Annotated in this window: 13 protein-coding genes; 4 read left to right on the top strand and 9 right to left on the bottom strand. The window is 69.3% G+C overall.

Features of this window, described 5'->3' with window-relative positions; translation table 11 throughout:
* Nucleotides 1-80 precede the first annotated feature (80 nt).
* Nucleotides 81-1,484 carry an aminotransferase-like domain-containing protein gene (locus ACVTJA_RS34145; protein ID WP_465825853.1) on the bottom strand — a complete coding sequence of 468 codons (1,404 nt, stop codon included), beginning with the start codon at nt 1,482-1,484 and terminating at the stop codon, nt 81-83.
* A 132-nt stretch (nt 1,485-1,616) separates the two neighbouring features.
* On the opposite strand from ACVTJA_RS34145, the gene ACVTJA_RS34140 reads away from it, so the two are divergent.
* Nucleotides 1,617-2,504, top strand: coding sequence for a PhzF family phenazine biosynthesis protein (locus tag ACVTJA_RS34140; protein WP_465825850.1), 888 nt, complete (start codon nt 1,617-1,619; stop codon nt 2,502-2,504).
* A 39-nt stretch (nt 2,505-2,543) separates the two neighbouring features.
* Nucleotides 2,544-3,392: a hypothetical protein gene (locus ACVTJA_RS34135; RefSeq protein WP_465825846.1), complete on the top strand. Its 849-nt coding sequence runs from the start codon at nt 2,544-2,546 to the stop codon at nt 3,390-3,392.
* Nucleotides 3,393-3,425: 33 nt separating this feature from the next.
* Here ACVTJA_RS34135 and ACVTJA_RS34130 read toward each other — a convergent pair whose 3' ends face one another.
* Nucleotides 3,426-3,833 carry a hypothetical protein gene (locus ACVTJA_RS34130; protein WP_465825843.1) on the bottom strand — a complete coding sequence of 136 codons (408 nt, stop codon included), beginning with the start codon at nt 3,831-3,833 and terminating at the stop codon, nt 3,426-3,428.
* 76 nt (nt 3,834-3,909) lie between these two features.
* Nucleotides 3,910-4,719: an AraC family transcriptional regulator gene (locus ACVTJA_RS34125; RefSeq protein WP_465825842.1), complete on the bottom strand. Its 810-nt coding sequence runs from the start codon at nt 4,717-4,719 to the stop codon at nt 3,910-3,912.
* Between the two features lie 99 nt (nt 4,720-4,818).
* Here ACVTJA_RS34125 and ACVTJA_RS34120 point away from each other — a divergent pair, with 99 nt between their 5' ends.
* Entirely contained in the window at nt 4,819-7,044 is a 2,226-nt protein-coding gene (locus ACVTJA_RS34120) for a M9 family metallopeptidase (RefSeq protein WP_465825839.1), read from the top strand.
* A 44-nt stretch (nt 7,045-7,088) separates the two neighbouring features.
* Here the strand turns inward: ACVTJA_RS34120 and ACVTJA_RS34115 are convergent, their stop codons facing one another.
* The 6 genes from ACVTJA_RS34115 to ACVTJA_RS34090 all read right to left on the bottom strand — a co-directional run bounded on the left by ACVTJA_RS34115 (nt 7,089) and on the right by ACVTJA_RS34090 (nt 13,230).
* Complete coding sequence (locus ACVTJA_RS34115; RefSeq protein ID WP_465825836.1) at nt 7,089-8,570, bottom strand: aldehyde dehydrogenase (NADP(+)); 1,482 nt, start codon at nt 8,568-8,570, stop codon at nt 7,089-7,091.
* Between the two features lie 108 nt (nt 8,571-8,678).
* Nucleotides 8,679-9,569: a dihydrodipicolinate synthase family protein gene (locus ACVTJA_RS34110; RefSeq protein WP_465825834.1), complete on the bottom strand. Its 891-nt coding sequence runs from the start codon at nt 9,567-9,569 to the stop codon at nt 8,679-8,681.
* Nucleotides 9,566-10,843, bottom strand: coding sequence for an FAD-dependent oxidoreductase (locus ACVTJA_RS34105; RefSeq protein WP_465825832.1), 1,278 nt, complete (start codon nt 10,841-10,843; stop codon nt 9,566-9,568). Before ACVTJA_RS34105 ends, ACVTJA_RS34110 begins: the two co-directional genes overlap by 4 nt.
* Complete coding sequence (locus ACVTJA_RS34100; protein WP_465825829.1) at nt 10,836-11,105, bottom strand: (2Fe-2S)-binding protein; 270 nt, start codon at nt 11,103-11,105, stop codon at nt 10,836-10,838. Before ACVTJA_RS34100 ends, ACVTJA_RS34105 begins: the two co-directional genes overlap by 8 nt.
* Before the next feature lie 68 nt (nt 11,106-11,173).
* Nucleotides 11,174-12,298 carry an NAD(P)/FAD-dependent oxidoreductase gene (locus ACVTJA_RS34095; RefSeq protein ID WP_465825825.1) on the bottom strand — a complete coding sequence of 375 codons (1,125 nt, stop codon included), beginning with the start codon at nt 12,296-12,298 and terminating at the stop codon, nt 11,174-11,176.
* Complete coding sequence (locus tag ACVTJA_RS34090) at nt 12,295-13,230, bottom strand: 4-hydroxyproline epimerase (protein ID WP_465825820.1); 936 nt, start codon at nt 13,228-13,230, stop codon at nt 12,295-12,297. The genes ACVTJA_RS34095 and ACVTJA_RS34090 overlap by 4 nt, the downstream gene beginning before the upstream one ends.
* Between ACVTJA_RS34090 and ACVTJA_RS34085 the strand changes: the two genes are divergently transcribed.
* Nucleotides 13,211-17,056, top strand: coding sequence for a LodA/GoxA family CTQ-dependent oxidase (locus ACVTJA_RS34085; RefSeq protein WP_465825817.1), 3,846 nt, complete (start codon nt 13,211-13,213; stop codon nt 17,054-17,056). The genes ACVTJA_RS34090 and ACVTJA_RS34085 overlap by 20 nt on opposite strands.

Below are 17,056 nucleotides of genomic sequence, written 5' to 3'. Positions count from 1 at the left end.
TTACGAGAACCCGGGGCCGTCATCACGGCGCCCGGGTTCTGCATTTCTGGGGCGCGCTTGCGATGCCCCAGGCCCTGGCCTCACACGATGGACGCCAGCGGCTCGGGCCCGCCTTCGAGCGTCTCGCGCAGCCTGCGCAGGCCCTTTTCCAGCGACGAGCGCGTGCGCGGTGCGCCCAGGCACACGCGCACGGCCGCGGGTGCGGTGGCCGGACCCACGTTGAAGACCTCCGCGGACGTGACGGACACACCATGCCGCCGTGCCTGCGCGGTGAAGGACTCCGCGCGCCAGCTTCCGGGCAGCTTCAGCCAGAAGTGGTACGTGGGTGCCCGCATCGTCTTGGGCACCAGCTCTCCGAGCACCTCGCGTGCAAGCTCCAGCCGCTCGTGTGCTTCGCGGCGGCGGCGCACCACCAGCTCGTCGGCCGTGCCGTCGTTCACCCAGCGGGCCGCGACTTCCGCCATCAGCGGCGGTGTCATCCGCACGGCCAGGGCCGCGGTCTCCGTGAGCCGCTCCGTGCCCCCGCCTGCGGGGGCCGCGAGGTAGCCGATGCGCAGTCCCGGCGCGAGCAGCTTGGACACGCCGCCGATGAACCAGCCGGACTCCGGCAACAGAGAGCACAGTGGGGCAGGGCGCTTGTCGAGCAGCAGCCCATAGGCGTCATCCTCCACCACCGTGAGCCCGTGCTTGCGAGCCACCGCGGCGATGCGACGGCGGCGCTCCTCGGACATCACCGTGCCCGTGGGATTCTGGAGGTTGGGCACGCAGAAGAGGACCTTCGCGCCGGTGCGGCACGCGGCCTCCAGCGCCTCCGGCTTGAGTCCGTGTTCGTCCATGGCCACGCCGTGGAGGTGCAGGTGCAACCGGTTCGCGAGCACCTTGAGGCCCGGGTAGGTGAGCGCCTCCGCCAGCACCGTGTCTCCCGGACGCGTGAGCGCCGTGAGCGCGACCTCCATGGCGTGCTGCCCTCCCGAGCACACCACCACCTGCTCCGGCGCCGCCTCCAGTCCGAATCGGGACAGCCACGCCGCGCCAGCCTCGCGGTGCGCGAGCAGTCCCGCGTGGGGCTGGTAGTCGAGCAGCTCGGACAAGCGTGGTGAGCGCTGCACGGCCTCCAGCGTCTTGCGCAGCGCGGTGCCCGCCGGGTCTCCCGGAGGCGTGGCCGGCCAGTTGAGCCCCAATTCCACCAGCGCGTCGTCACCCGTGTCCGGCGCGGGAGCGGGGAGGTGGCGGGGCGCGTCCCGGTGGCGCACGAAGGTGCCCCGGCCCACCTCGCCGCCGATGAGGCCCCGGCGCTCGGCTTCGGCATAGGCGCGAGTCACCGTGCCCACCGTGACGCCGACCTTGTCCGCCAGCTCGCGGTGCGTGGGCAGGCGCGTGCCCGGCGCGAGGCGTCCCTCGTCGATGTCCGCGGCCAGCGCATCCGCGATGACCCGATACAGCGGGCCGTCCCGGCCCCGGAGCTGCGGCGTCCAGCTTGTCATGGTGACAATTCATACGGTTGACGGAGCGCTCCGCGCAATGCATCCATTGTGTCGATTATTGCCGAGACTTGTATCGGTACAATTCGCGCGGTACGGACGCCACGTCCGCCGCGTCAGGGAGAGGTGCGCGCAATGCAGCTGACCATCGTCGATGCCTTCACGAAGACGCCGGGGGAGGGCAACCGTGCCGGCGTGGTGCTGGACGCGGCCGGGCTGGATGCCGAGGCCATGCAGCGAATCGCCGCCGTGGTGGGTGCGTCCGAGACGGCGTTCCTGGTCTCGCCTCCACGAGAGGGCACGGTGCGCCTGCGCTACTTCGCGCCCGCGATGGAGATTCCGTTCTGCGGTCACGCCACCGTCGCCACGCTCCACCTGATGGCCGAGCGCGGGATGCTGAAGTCCCCAGGCACCTACCGGCTCGAGTGTGCCATGGGCACCCTGGACATCGAGCTGGAGTCCCTGGAGACGGGAGGGACCCGCGCGTGGATTGTCACCCCGATGCCTCCCTGGAAGGAGAGCCTGGTGCCTCTGGAGATGGTGATGCGACTGGTGGGCGGGACGGTGGAGATGGTGGACACCTCGCTGCCAGTGCTGCGCACCGGGTACCGGCTGGTGGTGCCGCTGCGGCGCCGTGAGGACGTGTGGAACCTGTCGCCGCACTCCAGGGCTCTGGCGGAGCTCCTGCGGCCGCATGGGCTGAATGGGGTGTACGTCTTCACCCGTGAGACGAAGGACGCGAGCAGCATGGCGCACTCGCGCTACTTCCCGCCGGTGATTGGCGTGGTGGAGGACCCCGTGACGGGCGCCGCGGCCGGGCCGCTCGGGATGTACCTGGCGACGCATGGGGAGCTGGCACTGCCCGAGGAGGGCGGCAAGGCGCGGGCGCGAATCGAGCAGGGGGATGCCATGGGCAAGCCGGGCCGCATCGAGGTGGAGGTGATGGGGCGGTCGGGAGCGCCCGAGAAGGCACGCATCGGTGGGGTGGCGGTGACCGTCTTCGAAGGCACCCTGCGGGCCTGACTCGGGGAATCGAGCACCATCCCGCGTGTTCCCAGGCGCATGCGATTGACCCGTTGGCTCATGGCCGCCGTGCTCCTGGGGAACGTGGCCTGCCGCACCGCGCAACCGGAGGCACCGTCACGGGCCGCCCCCGCCGTGACGTGTGAGCTGCCCGCCTCGCCCTCCGAGCTCATCCCCCTGTCGGACGACCCGTACCCGGGCGAGCAGCACGCGGTCTTCGACCTGCCGGATGCCCCGGAGTGGTGGGCTCCGGCGCCGCCCGATGCCGAACGTGAGCGCTACCGCGCGGCCCTGGCGGCGCGGCTCGGAGGAGAGCAGGCCGTGGGCCACCGCGCCCTGCTGGAGCGCGTCCACGCCACCCACGCGGCCATGGTGGGCAAGCCGATGGCGCGCGAGGCGGAGAACACCGGACGCGTCCTCGCGGGAACGGCCGGCTCCGTGGGCTCCATCTCGTGCCTGGAATGGAGCCTCTTCCAACATCAGGCGCGGCGCTTCCCGATGGTTGAGCGCCCCACCGAGTTCGGCGCGTACGTGCTGCGCGGCCACGGGCGGATTCGCGTCTACATCTCAGGCGCGGACCGCATCGGCGGCCGGCTCTACAGCGGCGTGAGAGGCAGGGTGATGACGGACGTCGCTCGGGGCTTCGCACCCGTGGCGCACGTGCACAACCACCCGTTCATGTTCGACCGGAAGCCCGGCGACCGGATGTGGACCACGCCGGAGACGGTGAACGACGTCGGCGGCGGCGTGGCCCCCAGCCTCACTGACGTGCAGGCCTGGCGCCGCATGCGCGAGGCCTTCAGTCTCCAGGGCGCGTGGGTGACGAACGGGCTGGAGACGGGCCGCTACACGTCCGAGGATTTCGACCGGCTCTCCGCGTGGGACTGAGCACGTCGGGCGAGGGCAGCGCGCTGACGAGCCCTATCCCACCCGCTTCACCTCCACGGGCACCTGACGGCGCTTCAGGTGCTCCGCGACGAACGTCACCTCAGCCCTCGTGCCCGTACGAATGACCCCGGGGATCGACCTCAGGTACACCTTCGCCTCGGCGAGGCTGATTCCCAGGCACTCTCGCAGCGCCTGAACAGCCGCGACCTTGAGGTGGGACTCACCGGTGAGGACCTCCACAGTCCATTCGCCATCCTGGCGCAACACTGCTTCGCGGTAGGCGGGCGGCAGCTCGCCACGGCCGTCCATCTCCATCATCCCACCGCAGTGCTCACATCGGTAGGCCGCGTGCCAGACCATCACCCCGTGAAGCACGCCTTCTCCAATTTGCCAGTCGATGGTGCGACCGCAGTCTCCGCATGGGCGCGCAATCAAGGCCATCGCGGCCTCCGTGCGGGGCAGGGCCCCGGGTGGATTCGCGGAGGCGCTTCGACTGACAGGTCCATTGCGCGACCTCCTACTCGTTCATGGACGCGGGCTCACCCGCGGCTGAACGAGCACCCGGGACGGCCATGAGCTGCCGGTACTGACGCGGGCTCAGGCCCGTCACCTGCTTGAACTGACGTGACAGCGCGCTCTGGTCGCAGAACCCCACCGCGAGGGCGATGGCGGCAATCGACTGCTCAGAGGCCACCAGCCGCTCCGCCGCCGCGTCGATGCGCGTCTTCATGATGAACTGCCCGGCGGAGAGCTGGAAGATGCGCCGCATCCGCCGCTCGAACTGCGCGGAGGACATCCCCGCCCGCCGCGCCAGTGCGTCGATGCGCAGCCGGTCCGCATAGTGCGCCTGGATGTGGTCGATGGTCCCCGCGAAGCGCTCGTCCACGAGCCCCGTGCGGCCGGGCTCGTGCACGTCCTTGGACAGACAGGCCAGCCCCATCACCTTCCCGGCTGCGTCGAACAGCGGCACCTTGCTCGTCAGACACCAGCCCGGCTTGCGGTTGTTGAAGAGCGTCAGGTCCAGGTTGTCCACGAGCGGCCGCCCCGTGCGGAACACCCGTTGGTCCTGCCGCGTGTAGCGGTCCGCCATGTGCCGGGGGAACAGGTCATGCGCCGTGCGGCCCACCGCCGCCGCCTTGCTCTCCAGGCCGCAGCGCTCCGCGCACGCCTCGCTCATGCACACGTACCGCCCCCGGGTGTCCTTCACCGAGAAGACGATGTCCGGCACCCGGTCGAACAGAGCCTCCGCGAAGAGCGGATTCGCCACCTGGCCCATGAAGTCCGCTCGCCAGTGCTCCAGGTCCGTGCGCGCCTTGGTGGTTTCCATTCGCCCTCACAAAGCAAAGACACAAGAATCACAGTCGTGCTCGCGAATACCTTGAATATCGCGTGAACCCCCACGCATTGCCCCCGAGGAGCACGAGCCATGAGCCGTCCGTATACGGGTTGGTATCGCTGTCACATCGCCCTCGCAGTCTGCCTCATTCTGGCCGGAGCCGGCGCGTCCGCCCGACCTTCCAGGCCCGCTCCCGCTGATGCGCGGGCAACGCACGGAGTCGACACCTCGCACCAGCGCATCCGGACGGACGAGCGCCCGCCGGATGTCTCGCCCGCGCAGCTCCGGGAGCTGCTCACACCGCGAGTGCCGGCTCGGGCGCTGCTCGCCACCTGTGACACGGCGGCCTTCGCCTCGGCCAGTGGCAGTGCGCTCGTCACCCTGGTGAAGGGCTCCACGGAGGAGTGCGTCAACTCGCTGTTCGGCGTCACCGGCACCCGCGCCGCCCAGGTGTTCGTCGAGAGCAAGATGGTCACCATCGCCAATGCGCTCACCACCAACGCACGGACCTACCCGGGGAGCAATACCGACGGAACGCTCCAGCTCATCCTCTTCCTGCGCGCGGGCTACTACGTGCAGTACTACAACCCGGATGTCGTGGGCAGCTACGGGACGGCGCTGAAGAACGCCATCCGTCCGGCCCTGGCCGCCTTCGTGGCCAACAGTCACTTCACCGACGTCAATGACAGCCATGGCAGCGTGCTGCGCGAGCTCGTCACCCTCATCGACAGCGCGGGGGAGAATGCCCTTCACCTGAGCACCTTCCAGGGGCTGCTCGACCGCTTCAACGACACGGCGCTGTCGTACTGGTACATGCGCAGCGCCACCAACAACGTGTTCGTCGGCCTGTTCCGAGGCCACTACAACGCGGACTTCGTGACGGCGGTGAACCAGAACACGTCCATTGTCGACACGCTGAGCAACTTCGTTTCCCGGAACGAGCACCTGCTCGGCACCGACAACCAGTACCTCACCGTCAACGCCGCGCGCGAGCTGTCCCGCTTCCTGCAATACACCGGCGCGCTGCTGGACAAGACGCGGCCCCGGGTGAAGGCGCTCATCGCCAACCACTCCATGACGGGGCCCACGGCGGGCGTCTGGGTGGGCGCGGCGGAGATGGCGGACTACTACGACGGCGCCAACTGCGCGTACTACGGCATCTGCGACTTCCGGCGCACGCTGGAGCAGGCCGTGCTCAAGCTGTCCTACTCGTGTGGCGCCACGCTGCGCATGCGCGCGCAGGACATGACGTCCACCCAGTTCAGCCAGAGCTGCGGCGCTCTCTCGACGCAGGAGACGTACTTCCACGACAGGTTGAAGACGAATCGCGTGCCGGTGGCCAACGACGGGAACACCGCGCTGGAGATGGTCATCTTCGACAGCAGCCTGGACTACCAGACGTACGCCGGAGCCCTGTTCGGCATCGATACCAACAACGGGGGCATGTACCTGGAGGGCAACCCCGCCGCCTCGGGCAACCAGGCGCGGTTCATCGCCTACGAGGCGGAGTGGCTTCGCCCCACCTTTGAAATCTGGAACCTGCGACACGAGTATGTCCACTACCTGGACGGCCGCTTCGACATGCAGGGCGACTTCGGCGCCAGCACCAGCCAGCCCACCATCTGGTGGATCGAGGGCCTGGCCGAATACATCTCCAAGAAGGACGACAATGCCCAGGCAGTGCAGATTGGCACGAGCAAGGCCTTCCAGCTCAGCCAGGTGCTCCGCAATGACTACAACAGCGGCACGGAGCGTGTGTATTACTGGGGCTACCTGGCCGTGCGCTTCATGTTCGAGCGCCATGCGGACCAGGTGGGCACCATGCTCGGCCACTTCCGCGCGGGGAACTACACGGCCTATCGCAGCTACCTGGATGGGATTGGCAGCTCGCGGGACGGGGAGTTCCACCAGTGGATTGACTGTGTTTCCACCGCGAGCGACCCGCGCACCTGTGCCAACCCGACGCCAGGGGGTGGCACGCGCTGTACGGACCCGAACCCCATGGTGCTGGGCAATGGCTGCTACCGCGACGGTCTGGCCAGCAGCGATGCGCTGTATTTCTACCTGTGGGTTCCTTCCGGTGCGCGCAACCTGCGCTTCCAGTCCAGCGGAGGGACGGGCAACGCGGACATGTATATCCGCGCCATCCAATGGCCGACCGTGACGGTGTATGACTATCGGCCGTACCTGTCCGGCAACGACGAGACGGTGGACATTCCCTCTCCGGCGGCTGGCAACTGGTTCCATGTGATGCTCAAGGCCCGCGCGCCCTACGCGGGAGTGAGACTGGAGGCGCGCTTCGACGCGGCCCCCTGACGGAACGAGCCTCATCCCGGGCGGCCCTGTCGCCGCCCGGGAGCTCACTTCCTCGCCAACACGCCATCCACCGTGCGCCACAGGTTCAGCGGGTTGGAGTCGCGCAGCTCCGAGGGCAGCAGCGCGTCGGGCACGTCCTGGAAGCACACGGGCCGGACGAAGCGGCGCAGGGCCGCGGTGCCCACGGCGGTGAAGCGCCCATCCGAGCTCGCGGGGTAGGGACCGCCGTGCACCATGGAGGGGCAGACCTCCACGCCCGTGGGCACTCCATTCACGAGCACCCGGCCCACCCGGTCCGCGAGGACGGGGAGCAGCTCGGAGGCCAGCGCGTGGTCTCCGGGGTCCACCATCAGCGTCGCGGTGAGCTGGCCTTCCAGGTGCGACGCCACGCGTGTGATGTCCTTGGGTTCGCGGGTGCGCACGAGCACCGCGCAGCTTCCGAAGACCTCGTCTGTCAGCGCCGCGTCCGTGAGCACCGCGCTCGCGTCCACTTCGAATAGCGCGGGTGCGCCGTGGGCATCGCGGCACTCACCCCGCACCCACGTGCGCGTGTCCGAGCGCGCGGCGAGCCGGGCCACGCCCTCGCGGAAGCGCTCGGCGATTCCGTGCGTCAGCATGGGTGCGGCGGAGACGGCGCCCAGCCGCTCGACGAGGCGGGCCCGGAAGGACTCGTAGCCCGGGCCCTCGGCGGCCACGAGCAGCCCGGGCGAGGTGCAGAACTGCCCCGCGCCCTGGAGGATGGAGGTGGCCAGTGCGTCCGCGAGTGCCTCGGGACGCGCGGCCAGGGCTTCGGGCAGGAGGAAGATGGGATTGATGGAGCCCATCTCCGCGAAGACGGGGATGGGAACGGGGCGCGCGGCGGCCAGGTCCATCAGCGCCCGGCCTCCGGCTCGCGAGCCCGTGAAGCCCACGGCGCGGATGGCCGGGTGCTTCACCAGGGCACGGCCCACGTCCATGCCGGCGTCGAACAGGAGCGAGAACACTCCGTCCGGCAGCCCGCACGCGGCCACCGCGGCGCGCACCGCCGCGCCCGCGCGCTCGGAGGTGGCCGGGTGCGCGGGATGGGCCTTGGCGATGACGGGACATCCCGCCGCCAGCGCGGAGGCGGTGTCTCCGCCGGCCACGGAGAAGGCGAGCGGGAAGTTGCTTGCGCCGAACACCGCCACCGGGCCCAGCGCGCGCAGCATGGAGCGCAGGTCCGGCCGGGGCAGGGGACGCCGCTCGGGCAGCGCGTGGTCGATGCGCGCATCCACCCAGCTTCCTTCCTCGAGGAGCCGGGCGAACTGGCGGAACTGTCCGGCGGCTCGGCCGAGCTCACCCTGGATGCGCGCGGGTGGCAGGCCTGTCTCGCGCGGCGTGACGGCGAGGAAGTCGGGCTCGGCCGCGAGAAGTGCTTCGGCGATGTGCTCCAGGAAGACGGCGCGCTGGCGCGGGGACAGGGCGGCGAAGGCGGGCGCGGCCTCCTCCGCGAGTTGGCAGGCGCGCTCCACCTCGTGCGGGTGCGCCGAGTGATAACGCGGCTCCATGGCGGTCCCCGCCGCCGGGTCCCATCCGGTGAAGGGTGTACCGCCGGGCTCACCTCGCCCGGAGCCAATCCATGACAATCCCAGCCATTCCATGTCGTGGTTCCTTGCCTACAGCGTCGGCCGGTTCGCCAGCGCCTCGCGGAGGATGCGCAGGCACTCTTCACGCTCGGAGCCGACCAGCTCCAAACGAGGCGGGCGGACGCGCTCATGGCCCCAGCCCATCTCCTGCTGCACCAGCTTGATGAGCTGGACGAACTTCGTCACGGTGTCCAGGCGCAGCAGCGGCAGGAACCAGCGATACAGCGCGAAGGCGGCGTCCTTCTTTCCGGCCATGGCCAACTCGTAGAGGCGCACGGACTCGTCGGGGAAGGCATTCACCAGGCCGGCCACCCAGAAGCGCGCGCCGGCCTCCACTCCCTCCACGAGGCAGTCATCCACGCCCACGCCCAGGGCAAGCCTGTCTCCCAGCAGGGCACGGATGCCGGTGACGCGCCGGGCATCGGTGGAGGACTCCTTCACCGCGGAGGCGTTGTCGAACTCGGCGGCCAGCTCGGCGAGGTGCGCCGGAGTGAAGTCCGTCCGGTAGGCCACGGGGTTGTTGTAGAGCAGGCACGGCAGCTTCGTGGCGCGGAGGACGGCGGCCATGTGTGCCTTCATCTCGCGCCAGTCGCTCGAATAGACATACGGCGGCAGCACCATGAGGCCCGCGCAGCCCGCGTCCTCTGCGGCCTTCGCGAGCCGCACGGCCTCGGCGGTGGAGAGCGCGGCGATGCCCGGGACGACGGGGGCCTGCACCGCGTCCACGACGGTGCGCATCAGCGCGACCTTCTCGTCGAGGCTCAGCGTCGCGCCCTCGCCCAGCGAGCCGCAGGGGACGATGCCGGTGCAGCCGCGCGACACGAGCCAGCGCACGTGCGCGCGCACCGCGCCGTGGTCGATGGACAGGTCCGCGTTGAAGGGGGTGGTGATGGCGGGAAGGACACCATTCCAGGGGCTCATGAGGCTCTCTTCGAGGTGGGTGGGGTTTCAGTGGGAAGGCGGAGGCTGCCGATGCGCGCGGGCATGCAGGGCGGACGCACGCCCTCGGCGGACCAGCCGAACAGGGCTTCCGCCGCGGGGCCACAGGTGCGGCCCTGGCAGGCGCCCATGCCCAGCCGTGCGTACAGCCGGGCCTCGCGGAGGTCTCGGCACTCGGCCAGCGCGGACAGCGGCACGTCCTCGCAGCGGCACAGCAGCGTGTCGGGTGTGGCGAGCTTGCGCAGCTCGGGGCGAGGCGCATCGTGCCGGGCCAGGGCGCCGGCGAAGGCGCGGATGCGCCGCCATGACTTCGACAGGGATTCGGGGATGGAGCTCTCCGAGGCGGCAAGGCCAGCGATTTCTCCGGTGACGAGCGCCTGGTCCACTCCGCCGATGCCGAGCGATTCGCCCACTGCGTGGATGCGTGGGACGCGGGTCTCCATGCGCTCGTCCACGACCACCGCACCGCCCGAGATTTCACAGCCGAGCAGCCGCGCCAGCTCCAGGTTGGGCACGAGCCCCCAGGCCGCGCCGAGATAATCACATGCGAGCTGTTCCTCGCGGCCATCCACGGACATCCGCACGCTTTCGAGCCGTTGCTCGCCACGGGCCTCCAGGACCCAGGAGTCCGTGGCCGTGCGCACGCCCATGAGGCCCGCCGACATCACCGCGCCCTGGAGCAGCTTGCCCGGGTGACGCCAGAGCTGGAGCGCGAAGCCCCAGTGGCGCGAGGCGGGGGCCTGCTCGGCGACGAGGAGGACTTCCGCGCCATGGTCATGAAGCGTCGCCGCGGCCGCGAGCAATAGCGGGCCTGTGCCTGCCAACACCACGCGGCGGCCTTGAATGGGGAGGCCGTCCTTCACGAGCACCTGAAGGCCGCTGACGCCCATCACGCCCGGCAGCGTCCAGCCGGGGAACGGGAGGAACCGCTCGCGGGCGCCCGTGGCGAGCACCAGCCGGTCGTAGCGCACCGCGAGCGACGATGGGCCCTCCTCGACGAGGAGCAGTCCCGGCTCGGGCGCGGCGACGACGCGCGCCCCGGGACGGAAGCGAGCCCCGGACGCCGCGAAGCGCGAGAGCCAGCGCCGGGCGAGGCGGTTCGTCTTCTTTCGTGCCTCACCGCGCCAGACCTGACCACCAGGCGCCGGCTGTGCATCCAGGACGAGCACGTCCAGGCCCGCCTCGGCCGCGCGGCACGCGGCGGCAAGTCCGCCCGGTCCGGCACCAATGACGACGAGGTCGCACACCTCACGCATCGGTGACCACCTCCAGGTCTTCGCGGCACGGAGTGAGACACGTCAGCGTCTCGGGCACGCCGTCCACGGTGGCACGGCACTCGAAGCAGACACCCATGCCGCACAGGGGGCCGCGGGGTCTTCCTCTCAGGTCGGTCCGGCTGACGCAATCACCGGCCTGTGCGAGCGCCGCCGCCACGGAGGTACCCGAAGGCACGGTGACGGCACGACCGTTGATACGTAGCGTGATGGCTGCGCCAGCCTTCGCTCCAGGGTCAGACATGAAGTGCCTCGAAGCGCGCGTGCGCGGTCATGACACCACTGCCGATGCGCGGCGTGACAGCCTGTGTCTCAGGCGCACGCATGCAGGACCTCGAAGCGCGAGGGCGCATAGGGCCGTGCATCGATGGCACTCGTGCGGCCGAGCAACTGGTCCGCCACCAGCCGCGCACTTGCCGGAGCCGTGGTGATGCCAAGCCCTTCATGTCCACAGGCCAGCCACAGCCAAGGCTTGCGCGGATGCGGACCGAGCAGCGGCAGTCCATCCGGAGAGGCCGGGCGCAGGCCCGTCCAGACACGCAGGGCCCGCAGCCCATCGAGTCCCGGAAGGAAGTCGGCGGCGCGCTTCAGCATGCGCTCCAGGATGGCGGGCTCGACATGCGCACCGTCCGCGCCGGGCTGGCGCGATGAGCCCAGCAGGAGCTGTCCGGTGATTCGCGGCTGGGCGTTGAAGGCAACCGACGCACCATCCGAGCCATGCGCGCTCTTGAGGTAGCCCAGCTCCACGAGCTGGTGACGCACCACTGGCGCACCGCGCTGGGTGATGAGCAGATGCCCCTTGCGAGGAGAGATGGGCAGGTCCGGGCAGAGCCGGGGACTGGCCACCCCCGTCGCGAGCACGATGTGGCCCGCCGCGAGGACCTCACCATTCTCCAGCACCACGCCGCCGGGACGCAGCTCTGTCACGGGGCAGCCGAGCATCAGTCGAGCCCCACGCTCGCGGGCACGTCGCGCGAAGTGGAGCGCGGCGAGCGGCGGATACAGCACGGCGTCATCCGGGACTCGCAGCGCGCCGACGAGGCCATGAGTGAGCGCGGGCTCCGCCTCACGCAGCGCCGCGGCGTCCAGCACCTCGGCACGGACTCCCACGCCGCGGTAGCTCGCGACCTTCGCGGCGATGGCGGCCTGCTCCTCGTCATCGGCGGCGAGCCAGAGCGTTCCGCAGGCGTCGTACTCGACGCCGAGCGGCAGGTCGTCCCGCAGCTCGCGCCAGAGCGCCACGGACCACGCCGTGAGCGCGAGCTCCGCCGCGTTGTCGTCCATGGCCACCAGGTGGCCCATGCCGCACGCCGTGGTGCCCGCGCCGATGGAGCGAGCCTCGACCAGCGCAACGGACATGCCCTCGGCGCTCAGCACATCCGCCAGCGCCGCGCCGACGATGCCACCGCCGACGATGACGCAGTCGACGGCGTTCATCCAATGCCCCAGGCGAAGGGGTCCGACGGGTCGACGAGCAGCGTGGCCTCCGCGTTCACCGACGCGGTGCCGGTGATGGTGGGCAGGATGCTGCCACCGTCGCGCAGGTAGCGCGCCTCGAAGCGGCTGCCGATGATGCTCTCCTGCACCCACGTGGCGCCCTCGGCGAGCGCGCCCTCCGCGGCGAGGCAGGCCAGCTTGGCGCTCGTCCCGGTGCCACAGGGTGAGCGGTCATAGGCGAGCCCCGGACAGAGGACGAAGTTGCGCGCGTCCACGCCGGGCGTGGGGGAGGGCGCGTACAGCTCTACGTGGTCGATCTCCGCGCCGCCCTTGCCGGTGAGGCCCTGCTCGGCCAGCGCCTGCTTGATGGCGGACGTGTACGCGGTGAGCGCGGGGATGTTCCGTGGCTCCAGAGCAAGGTGCTGGGCCCGGGAGAGGAAGAACCAGTTGCCACCCCAGGCAACGTCTCCGCGCACCTCGCCGTGGCCGGGGACGAGGATGGAGACGTCATGGGCCGCACGGTGGCTGGGCACGTTGGCGATGCTCACGCGCCCATCCGGGTGCAGCGTGGCCTTGACCACGCCCACGGGCGTCTCCAGCGCGTGGACACCCGGAGTGATGCGGCCCAGGTACTCCAGCGTCTTCACCACGCCGATGGTGCCGTGGCCGCACATGCCCAGGTAACCCACGTTGTTGAAGAAGATGACGCCCGCGACGCAGGAGGGATGGGTGGGAGGACACAGCAGCGCGCCCACCATGACGTCCGAGCCGCGAGGCTCGCAGACGATGGCCTTGCGGAAGGCGTCGAACTGCTCCCGGAAGCGCTCGCGCAGGACCACCATGTTGCCCGCGCCCAGCTCCGGACCTCCTTCGATGACGACGCGGGTCGGCTCGCCGCCGGTGTGACTGTCGATGACACGAATGCGCCGCATGCGGACCACTCCCTCTGAGCCTCTCGGAGGGCACCCTAGGGAGCCCGCGGCCCGATTTCTTGAAGGTTCCGCGCACGGCGGTGAGGCAATCGCGCAAATGCACTGCGGCAGGGGGCCTGCCCGTCGCGCCGGCCAGCACGCTCCACGGGCGAGGACCGCGAGCGCCGAGGCCGGGCCGCGCGCTCGGAAGCCGAATCAGCCGTGGCCTTGGGGGGCGGGGATGCTGTTCTCCCAAGGAACTGGCCAGGGGGGAATGGTCGCTGAGTCAACACGCTGTCAGAGCTGCCCCGCGGGCGCATTCCCGCATGGAGGCCCAAAGTCTATCCACCGGCGCGCATCCCGGCGCGACTCCTTGCTTGAGATTCACCTCCATCATGCCCAGAGGTGTACCCGCATGGCAGAGATTGCTTATTGCAAGATCCATCCCTCCATTGGAGTCGCGCGCATTGGGAACAGTCCTGATGAGTACTTCATTGGTCCCGAAGCGCCGGGAGTCCACGTGGTGCCCCCCGGCGGATACAAGGACGCCGGAGACATCAACAAGGGGATTGCCCCTCGAGTCAAAAGGCAGGCTGCCAGGTTTCGCCTGTACGCCTACGACGCTTCCGGAAACGTGATCCGCGAAATCACCGCGGCCGAGGCTGACATCTCGTGGACCGTCCACCTCGCCAACAAGAAGGCGGAGTGGGACCGCTTCGAGGGGCGCGTGGGCGAGGACCTGCCGATGGGTCAGCGCCGGCCGCGCTCATTCTGGCGCAATCGAGACATTCGCGGCGACGATGAGGCGTCGGATATCGAAGCGCGAAAGGCGCTCATCATCGATCCTGGGGAGAGGAGCCTCAACGGCCCCGATCAGGTCGCGCACTTCACCGGCGGCGCCTTCATGGGAATGCCGGTTCCCCTGGGCGATGTGCGGACGGATGGCTCCGGGCGCCTGCTCGTCCTCGGGGGATTCGGCCACTCGGGTACATCCGAGCCCGGCCGGCGCATCACCACCTACGCCAACAACGACCGTTGGTTCGATGACGTCTCCGACGGCCCTGTCACGGCGACCGTGCGTCTCAAGAACGGCAAGTCCGTGGAGGTGCGTCCCGCCTGGGTGGTGGTCGCTCCTCCCGACTTCGCGCCTTCCGTGTCCAACATCGTCTCCCTGTATGACGTCATCCGCGAGGTGGCGGTGCAGCTCGGCCACCCGCCGCCGCCTGCTCGCCCTTCCTTCACCCATGATGTCTTTCCCATCCTCTCTCGCCCGGTGCGCATGGGCTGGGTGCAGGGGAACGCGAACTCCGGCCACGGTACGAGCGCGATAGGCGGCGGCCATTTCCTGGCGCGTATCCAGGAACTGGCCAGCAATCGGCCCGAGCACCAACAGGCGCGGGCCGCCGTCCTTTCGCGGGTGCGAAACCCCCGCCTGACAGGTGATGAGGCCATCGCGCAGGCAAACAGCGCCTTCATGCCGCCTCTGTCAGGGGATGACGGGGATACCCAGAAGGACGAACCCGGGACGTGGCAGACGCTGACCCGGACCCAATATGACACATTGGAGAAGTGGGCCCGTGGCGAGTTCGAGGCCGACTGGAAGGGTGAGCCCACTCCCGACGGAGCCATCACACCCGAGGGCTTGGACCGTGCGGCCCTCGAGTCCTGCGCGGGTGCCGCCTTCTTCCCTGGCATCGAGGGCAGCTGGCCCTTCCGGAATGCCGCGTACTACAGCGAGCCGTTCCGGCTCGACCACTCGAAGCTCGCCCCCGGGGACATGAGCAAGCGCATGGCCTGCCCATGGCAGGCCGACTTCTTCGAGTGCCAGCAGAGCTGGTGGCCGGCCCAGCGCCCCGACGACGTGCTCACGCTTCCCCAGTACGAGCGCATCCACGAAATCGAACAGCAGCTGGCGAACACGGAGCTGGGAGACTCGGAGCAGGACCGCATCACCCGGAAGGTGCTGGAGCAGGAGCGGGCTCAAATCCTGCGTGAGCGGCGCCCGTGGGCTCGCATCCTCCCTGCCACGTCCCCTGAAGGGGACAACGAGATGGTGCGCAAGTGGCACCGCCTGGGCTTCGTCGTCGAGCGCGGCCGGGATGGAGTCCCCTTCCAGGTCGCCGGCGAGCCGGCCCTCGTCGAAACCGAGACAGTCAAATACGAGGGCCTGAGTCTGTCACAGTCCTTCCACTACCTGGTCAACATCGAGGATTACCCAGACTTCCTGCCCATGGCACGGGAGATCGCCCTCGATTTCCTCGCCCGGGCCGACTACACGGACCCGCACTACGCCGCGTTCGAGTACACGCCCGAGGCGCTCGATGCGCGGATGGATTGGATATACAACGACTTCGTCGCGTCGATGGATGACCTTCACTGGCTCGATGCCCTGAAGTTCTCCCGCGAGGCCGTCGTGGAGAACCTGCGTCAGAAGGCTCCCATGAACCTCGTGGATGGAGCCTGGCTCCAGAACATCATGAAGACCGGGCCGTGTGACGAGGTCCAGGCCCGGCTGTTCGCCATCTGGGCGGACGAGGCAGGCAACGGTCTGACCGATCAGAACCACTGCAACGTCTACGACGCGCTCCTGCGCAGCGTGAATGTCTACCTCCCCCCGCTTCGCTCGGGGCGGTTCCTCGAGAGCGGGTTGTTGCCCTCCGCCTTCGAGAGCCCGGTGCTGCAGCTCAGCATTGGTTTGTTCCCGCAGGAGTTCTTCCCGGAGCTGCTCGGGATGACGCTCTACCTGGAGTGGGAGGCGACGCCGACGCTCACTCCGACGGTGCGGATGCTCGAGGGGCGCGACATCAATCCCCACTTCTACAAACTGCACGTGGCCATCGACAACGTGGCCTCGGGGCATGGCGCGCTCGCGAAACAAGCCATCCGCCTGTATCTGGACCGCATCCGCGCGGGTGGCGGCGAGCGCGAGGTCCAGAGCCAGTGGCGGCGCATCTGGAACGGCTACGTCACCTGGGCCACGGTGGGCACGTTTGGCAATGACCTCTACACCCTCCTGGAGCAGATGGACGGGAAGCAGGGCGGGGCGGAGGAGCGCAAGAAATACGCCGAACAGCGGATGATCGACCTCATCCGTAGAAAAGCGCCCTATGCACGGAGCGCCCACGGCACCCGGAAGCTTGGCGCGGGGGACACTCGCAAGCCGCTCAACACGCTCTTCGCCGATCCTCCGGCGCTGCTCGAGGCACTCCGGACCGACCCGGCGGGCTGGATCGACATCGCCAAGCCTCGGGAGAGCCGCTTCCTGACCGAGCTGATGAGCTTCAACGGGCCGATGTACAAGGTCTTCACCTCCGAGGACCAGGACATCATCCTGGATTGGATTGAGTCCCTGAGCGCCGAGCAGCCGCATCCACCTCCAAGCGAGGACCTCGGGAAGCAGGTCAAGGACATCATCGAGCAGAAGTATGCGGCTCGGGCGAAGGCCCAACCCCGTCACGGCAACTTCTCCCTCCCCGATGAGTCGGGCGGGCAGCGGACGGTGAGGGATTGGTTCCAGGGCCCCATCGAGGACCTGATGGCGGCGCTCGCGCGGAGTCAATACATCAAAAAGGGAGACCCCGAGCAGAGCACCTTCTTCACCGAGGTCGTGGAGACCATGATGTCGGGCATCCTCGACAAGGCGGACGTGGACGTGATGAAGGCCTGGGTGCGCAAGGGGTGTCCGGCGCCCGGCGAGGTCGTGCAACCCGCCTCCGAGGCGCTCAAGTCCTTCGCACGGCTCTCGAAGGCCGCGGGTGTCCCGCGCTACGCGGCGGCGCCGGCACCGCTCGAGGTGCTTCCCTTCGCGGCCCGGAGGCTGTTCATCGGGGCGGGCGCCGTTCACTGA

It is taken from the genome of Pyxidicoccus sp. M6, assembly GCF_055568925.1.
This window is presented reverse-complemented; position numbering and strand designations above follow the sequence as displayed.

Coding starts and splice junctions, on each gene's coding strand:
- ACVTJA_RS34145 (WP_465825853.1), bottom strand. CDS start 1,484: ATGACAAGCTGGACGCCGCAGCTCCGGGGCCGGGACGGCCCGCTGTAT.
- ACVTJA_RS34140 (WP_465825850.1), top strand. CDS start 1,617: ATGCAGCTGACCATCGTCGATGCCTTCACGAAGACGCCGGGGGAGGGC.
- ACVTJA_RS34135 (WP_465825846.1), top strand. CDS start 2,544: ATGCGATTGACCCGTTGGCTCATGGCCGCCGTGCTCCTGGGGAACGTG.
- ACVTJA_RS34130 (WP_465825843.1), bottom strand. CDS start 3,833: ATGGCCTTGATTGCGCGCCCATGCGGAGACTGCGGTCGCACCATCGAC.
- ACVTJA_RS34125 (WP_465825842.1), bottom strand. CDS start 4,719: ATGGAAACCACCAAGGCGCGCACGGACCTGGAGCACTGGCGAGCGGAC.
- ACVTJA_RS34120 (WP_465825839.1), top strand. CDS start 4,819: ATGAGCCGTCCGTATACGGGTTGGTATCGCTGTCACATCGCCCTCGCA.
- ACVTJA_RS34115 (WP_465825836.1), bottom strand. CDS start 8,570: ATGGAGCCGCGTTATCACTCGGCGCACCCGCACGAGGTGGAGCGCGCC.
- ACVTJA_RS34110 (WP_465825834.1), bottom strand. CDS start 9,569: ATGAGCCCCTGGAATGGTGTCCTTCCCGCCATCACCACCCCCTTCAAC.
- ACVTJA_RS34105 (WP_465825832.1), bottom strand. CDS start 10,843: ATGCGTGAGGTGTGCGACCTCGTCGTCATTGGTGCCGGACCGGGCGGA.
- ACVTJA_RS34100 (WP_465825829.1), bottom strand. CDS start 11,105: ATGTCTGACCCTGGAGCGAAGGCTGGCGCAGCCATCACGCTACGTATC.
- ACVTJA_RS34095 (WP_465825825.1), bottom strand. CDS start 12,298: ATGAACGCCGTCGACTGCGTCATCGTCGGCGGTGGCATCGTCGGCGCG.
- ACVTJA_RS34085 (WP_465825817.1), top strand. CDS start 13,211: ATGACACGAATGCGCCGCATGCGGACCACTCCCTCTGAGCCTCTCGGA.
- ACVTJA_RS34090 (WP_465825820.1), bottom strand. CDS start 13,230: ATGCGGCGCATTCGTGTCATCGACAGTCACACCGGCGGCGAGCCGACC.